The organism is Kamptonema animale CS-326 (genome assembly GCF_028330895.1).
Classification (GTDB): Bacteria; Cyanobacteriota; Cyanobacteriia; order Cyanobacteriales; family Microcoleaceae; genus Kamptonema; species Kamptonema formosum.
In genome coordinates this window covers 1-6,744 of the sequence record NZ_JAQMUA010000409.1, presented here as the reverse complement: position 1 = coordinate 6,744, position 6,744 = coordinate 1, and the positions used below count along the sequence as shown (strand labels likewise).

Genomic DNA, 6,744 nt, shown 5'->3' with positions numbered 1-6,744 from the left:
TTTCTGACACTTGCTCAATTGCGCGAACGACTGAATCAAGTTTTGGCACAAATCACCCCTGAACAAATCATTTCGTTATCTTCTTACAATTTCATTCTTGAAGCCTTATTCTATGCAGCTTCATATTAAATTGGTATTACAGGGGAGGAAGAATGCCAAACTTTACTGCGAAGTATGTTTGTATTTGAATATCGAGATCATGAGGGACGCTGGTTTGGGATCAATCCAGCACTAGCAGAGACTAAGAAATATAAAGCTTGGCAGCAATGTCTTGAAGTTGTAGGTTAAACTTGAGGTCGATCGTAGCAAGGTGTTGTTAAGTAACTCCACCTAAATTAAGAGTGAAATATGGAGGACTAAGCTGACTGTATAAATCTTCTTTCTGCTTTCTTAAATAACTAAATACTTATGGTCTCTTCATTGTAATTAGGGAATTTAATGCCTAAACGTTTTAATTTCGAGTGGCAATTTCGTAACTTAACTTTTTTTTACGCTTTTTCAGAGTTAATTATGATTTAAACTGCTACTTGGTATTGTATCTTGCTTCTAACTCCCTTCAGAGGATTGATGCGCTGTGCGAATTCCCTTAGCGCTGTAGTTAGTAAGATATACTCAAACTAAAGTACCTATTCCTTTAGGAATATTTTTGGGGTGGATTGTGTTTGTCTGAACTAAATAGATTTTTTGTAAACATACTTTTAGCTGAAAATGCTGAGGCGGCCAATAGGCTTAATGTGTTGTACTTCAGCAGTTACGCTAAAGATTTTAAGCTGTAGAGTAACTTTGCAAAAAGTCGAATTTCAGTTGGAATCACAGTACAATTTCAAAATAAGGTAGAAAGTATGACCGATCTGATGAAGCTAGAGGAAACTGCTAGCTATAACGAGCGATCGCTAAAGACTCTGGTACGCTCCATTACCATGTCTCAAGGGCAATTTTCTCTAATTTTAGTGCGCTGCAATTACGAACAATTAAGGTTTTCAATGGTGCAACGACTCCGGGAAATGTCGCCCATTCAAATACAAGATATAGTCCTAGCTACATCCGTCAAAACACTCTACACTACGCTGTTAGTAAAGACTCGCTCTTTGGTGTCAATGGGTGGTGATTCGGAGTCTGCTTTAATGGTATTTGGTCTAGAAAGTGTGGTTGCGATCGATGACTTACTAACATCTACTAACCAAGTGCGGGACGAGTTTCGCAAAAATTTTGCCTTCCCGTTAGTGCTGTGGGTGACGGATGATATTGCGGCGAAAATGATTCGATTGGCTCCCGATTTCAAAAGTTGGGCTGCTGCTACAATTAAATTTGAAATGGCTACCAGCGAGTTGATGGATTTTTTAAGGCAACAAGCTGATGCTATTTTTACTGTTGGGAAACTCAATGCAAAATCGGAAAATGCGATCTCTGAGCCCAAGGGAGAACTCCCAGAAACAAAGTTAAATTTGTCTCAAACGAGTGAAGTTAAACTGCAAAATTCAGGATCTCACCTCTGGGTAAAGGATTCTACGCCCATTTTCTCCTCTAATTCTAACCCAGTTAATACTCTCGACCTGGCAATTGGTTCCAGGCGGCGACAAGAACTAGAATTAGCATTAAAAGATGTGGAAAGTCGCGGACAAGAGTTAGAACCTGCTCTCGAAGCCAGCTTACAATTTGTTATTGGTCGCGATTACTACATCAGCGATCGAACAGAAATTGCTTTGATTCATTATCAGCAAAGCTTAGCATTTTGGCAACAGAAAACTAAGAAGAGGATACTAGAACTCAAAGATGAGGGAGAGAAGTTAAAACCACGTTGGCCTAGTCTGCAAGAAGTTTTGCGAGATGGGAAGTATGGCAATAGAAGAAACAATCTAAAGCAAACTGAAGTTATTTCTTCTCAATCTCCAATCTCAGATTATCAATTTTTAGAACGGCAAGGGATAGTGTTGTTTCATATTGCCTTATGCCAACGCCTCCAAGCTGCCAGAAATCCTGTAGCTAACCGCTTGCACTTGGAAGAAGCAAGGATGAGTTTAGAAGAATCTAGAAATGCGTTTGAAGCAGCAAATCGTTTTGACTTAGTGGCGGCGGTGACGACTCATTTGGGAGAGGTATTGCAAAGGCTGGAAGCTTGGGGAGAGTTGCAAACTCTCGCGGAAAGTTCTTTACAATTGCATTTTATCTACGGTACTCCCAGCCAACTTGCTCAAGATTACGGCTTTCTGGCTGAGGTTGCCCTGCAAGAGTTTAGATGGCATCATGCGCGACAGTTAGCTGAATTGGCTTTAGCTATTTTGGATCAAGCAGCCAATGGGGAAGATGGGGGAGAGAGGAAAGGAGAAGAAGGAATTTCTGATTTTTTTAACTCAAAACTCAATACTCAAAATCGGGTTGGCGAAGCTTACTCACAGGGTTTAGTCTGGCGAGGAACAAAGCAATCTTTTAAAACTCAAAACTCTCTATCCTCTCCCGTCTCTTGTCCCCTGTCGGATAAGAGTTTATATCTATTATTGCTAGCCAAAAGCGTGCGGGAACTGGGACAGTGGGAGGCGGCGGTAAATTATTTGGAGTTGGCCATTGGGCAAACTGAGGCGAAATACGATCCGCGACTTTACATTGATATTTTAGCGGATCTGCGATCGCTCTACTTCGAGCGGGGCGAATATCTCAAGGCCTTCCGCACTAAGAAAACCAAGCGTTCGATTGAGTATCAGTACGGTTTCAGAGCTTTTATTGGTGCGGGTCAATTGCAACCCCATCGCCAAGCGATTAACCCTTCGATGCCTTGTGTGGAAAATGAAGTTGCGATCGCGGAAGAAATGACTGCTTCCTGTCGCCAACAAGATATTAACCGCTTACTAGAAAGAATCGGCAGAGACGACCATAAATTAACTATAATTCATGGGCCAAGCGGTGTAGGAAAAAGTTCTCTGGTCAATGCTGGATTAGTGCCAGCTTTGAAAAACATTAGCTTTGGTGCGCGGGATACCTTGCCTGTTGTTGTGCAAGTTTATACTGACTGGGTGATGGAGTTGGAGAAGTGTTTGACTAAAGGGCTTGAGAATAGAGTAGCAGAAGAGCAGAGGCGATTGAGGGCGAAAAGAGTGCCAGAAGTTTATGGAAATTGCCCAGCAAAAATAGGAGTTAACAGTCTAGAACCTCAAGGTTTAATCGAGGATACTGTCTTATTTATTATCGAGCAGTTACGGCAAAATGCAGAAAACAATCTGCTGACTGTACTCATTTTCGATCAGTTTGAAGAGTTTTTCTTTGTTTGCACTTCGGGGACACAAAGACAGTTTTTTTATGATTTTTTTCGGAAGTGTTTAAATCTCCCCTTTGTTAAGGTAATTCTTTCCTTACGTGAAGACTATTTGCATTACTTACTGGAGTGCGATCGCGTCCCTAATCTGGATGCGATTAACAATAATATTTTAGACAAGCAGATTCGCTATCAATTAAGGAATTTTTCAATCCGAGATACCCACAGCGTGATCAAACATTTAACTGAACGGGCTGAATTTTACTTAGAGCCCGCATTGATTGATGCTTTTGTTTTAGATTTAGCTGATGAACTAGAAGAAGTACGTCCAATTGAGTTGCAGGTAGTGGGAGCACAACTCCAAGAAGAGAGAATTACGACTCTCAAAGAATATCAGCAACTAGGGGCTCAGCCCAAGGCAGAATTAGTTAAACGTTCCCTCGATCGAGTCATCTCCGATTGCGGCTTAGAAAATGAAGATGCTACCTGGAAAATCTTGTTTTCGTTAACAGATGAAAGAGGAGTTAGACTGATTAAAACCAAGCAAGAATTGTCATTAGCGATTGATAAGAACTCATTGGCTATCAATATCAGACGCTCTCCTAAAAATCGACCAGAAAGCAATAGCAATCTTGACTTGATATTAGAAATATTAGTCGGTCATGGTTTGCTATTTATGCTTCGGGAATCGCCAGAAGACCGCTATCAATTAGTTCATGATTATCTCGTCAGACCTATCCGCCAAAGATTCGGTATAGAAGCAAGGCTGCACCGTGCTGAAGCTGATAAACAAATGAGTCAAGTGCAACTTTACCATACTAACCGCCGCCTTAAACAACTATTAGCTTTAGCTGTGATCGGCGTAGTGCTATTATCCACTTCTACCGTTGCCGCTTTAAATTTTTGGCATCGAGCCGTCGCTCAAAAACAGGTAGCGATGGCTCAAAGGCAACGGGCAGATATTAATACTTTGACAGCAGCTTCGGAAGCCCTCTTTTTATCAAATAATAAGTTCGATGCTCTGATGGAAAGTTTGAGGGCGGGTAAACAGTGGAGACAAATCGAAAACACTCAACAAACTCAAACTCTTAAAGATACTGAAATTTTAATTGCGGCTGCACTTCAACAGGCAGTTTACGGAGTTAAAGAACGCAATCGTTTTGAGGGACACGGGGATGTAATTTGGGGTTTAAGTTTCAGTTCTGATGGTAAAATAATTGCTTCTGGCAGCGTGGATAAAACTGTCAAACTTTGGCGAAGCGATGGAAGTTTACAAGCAACATTGAAAGGTCATACCGATAATATAACTTATGTGGCATTTAGCCCTAATAGTCGAATTTTAGCTTCTGGAAGTCTTGATAAAAACGTGAAAATTTGGCGGACTGATGGTAGCCTGGTTAAAACTTTGAGCGGTCATACTCATAATATTACGGGTATCAGTTTTAGCCCTGATGGTAAAATGTTGGCTTCGGCCTCTGGAGACAAAACAGTTAAAATTTGGAGGATAAATGGTAGTCTCTTCAAAACTTTACAGCATGAATCTCCGGTAAATGCGGTTAGCTTTAGCCGAGATGGTAAAATAATTGCCTCAGCTAGCGATAATGGGACTGTGAAAATTTGGCGGACTGATGGTAAGTTATTGGCAAATTTGCGGCATCGGGAAGGTGTTGGTTTATCTAAAGTCTATAGTATTAGTTTGTCTCCTAATGGTGAAATTCTTGCCTCGGCTGGAGAGGACAAAACTGTGAAACTTTGGAATCTCACAAAGATTTTACAGGTTAAAGAGAAGAAAGAAGCAACGGCGTTAAAAACTAAGGATTTTTTGCTCGCAACTTTGACGAATCATTCTAGCTTCGTTTTTAGCGTTAGTTTTTCCCCAGATGGCAAAACTTTGGCTTCAGGGAGTGCAGATAAAACTGTGAAAATTTGGAGTTTAAAAAAGGTTGTCGATCCGCTGGCTAATCAAGCGAACAAACCCCTCCCCAACCCGGCAATTAGTAAGGGAAAAATGCGCGATGGTGCGGGTAGATTGTTGTACTCAAATGATGTCAAGCGAAAAGGAAATCCCAACTCGGAAAATGTAAAAATTGAGATTAGTTTAATTAGAAGTTTAGCTGGACATGGGGATAAAGTTACTCAGGTGAGTTGGAGTCCCGATAGCAAAATGCTGGCTTCGTCAAGTTTTGATAAAACGGTGAGGCTATGGCGGCTTGATGATATACCCCTCAAAACTTTGGATGGTCATCAAAATCGGGTTCAAAGTGTAAGTTTTAGTCCTGACGGTCAAATTGTGGCTTCGGCTTCTGTCGATCAGACGATTAAACTTTGGAGTCGCAGCGGTATTTTGCTGCAAACTTTGCAGGGACATAGTAATCGGGTTTCGAGCCTGAGTTTTAGTCCTGATGGCAAGTTACTTGTTTCTGGTAGTTATGACAAATCTGTAAAATTATGGCGTGTAAAGTCTCAAGGTAAAATCCAAAATATTGTTTCTTCTTCCCTTGTTTCTACTCTCTCTCCCTCTCCTGTTTTCTCTCTTTTTCTTACTCTCAATGGCCATAAAGATAGCGTGATGAGCGTAAGTTTTAGCCCCGATGGTCAACTCATTGCTTCCACCAGTAAGGATAAGACTGTTAAACTTTGGAGTCGCGATGGAAAGTTAATTAAAACTTTAACGGGACATACTGGATGGGTTAGTAGTGTTAGTTTTAGTCCTGATGGAAAAATGTTGGCTTCTGCGAGTGACGACGGTACTGTGAAACTCTGGAGTCGGGAGGGACGTATTATTAGAAGCTTTTACGCTCACAATAATTTTGTGATGGGGGTGAGTTTTAGTCCTGATGGAAAAATGTTGGCAACTGCTGGTTATGACAATACGGTAAAACTCTGGAATCTTGACGGTACAATGGTTGCGACTTTGTTGAAGGGTTCGAGCGATAGCGTGACGAGTGTGAGTTTTAGCCCTGATGGTTTGCTGGTTGCGTCTGGAAGTTATGACAATAAGGTGAAAATTTGGAGCCGCAATGGTACTTTGCTAAAAACTTTGACGGGACACCGCAATAGTGTGATGAGTGTGAGTTTTAGCCCGGATGGGAAGATTCTTGCTTCTGGTAGTAAGGATAATACGGTGATTTTGTGGAATTTGGATCTGGATGATTTGCTGGTGCGTGGTTGCGACTGGGTGGGGGATTATCTCAAAACTAATCCGAATGTGAGCGATCGCGATCGCCACCTATGCGATGGAGTAAAAATTGAGAATTGAAAATTGAATGTAGGGTGAGCGATGCCTTTAGCCGCCGTAGCCATCGCCTCAAAAAGCGGTTTCTCATAGCGATAGATGGTTGTCTGCGATCGCGCACCCATTGGTGACAAGTTAAGAAGAGCGCTCGAAAGTCAAGAGGGACTTTCTCTAAAAGCTCAAACGTGTGAAACTCAGACTGGATGAGTCATCTAGCCCCGGTGAATCCCCATGAGCCGAACCCGAAAAACTAATAGAGACC

Annotated in this window: 1 protein-coding gene and 1 pseudogene; both read left to right on the top strand. The window is 41.6% G+C overall.

Annotated features, from left to right (window positions below):
- Positions 1-135: 135 nt before the first annotated feature.
- Positions 136-288 (top strand): annotated as a pseudogene (locus PN499_RS24220) (ATP-binding protein); the annotation flags it as partial.
- A gap of 554 nt (positions 289-842) precedes the next feature.
- Positions 843-6,506: a WD40 domain-containing protein gene (locus PN499_RS24215; RefSeq protein WP_272035354.1), complete on the top strand. Its 5,664-nt coding sequence runs from the start codon at positions 843-845 to the stop codon at positions 6,504-6,506.
- Positions 6,507-6,744 lie beyond the last annotated feature (238 nt).

Bases quoted from the DNA above. Each gene is read 5' to 3' on its own strand.
- PN499_RS24215 (WP_272035354.1), top strand. From the start codon at position 843: ATGACCGATCTGATGAAGCTAGAGGAAACTGCTAGCTATAACGAGCGA.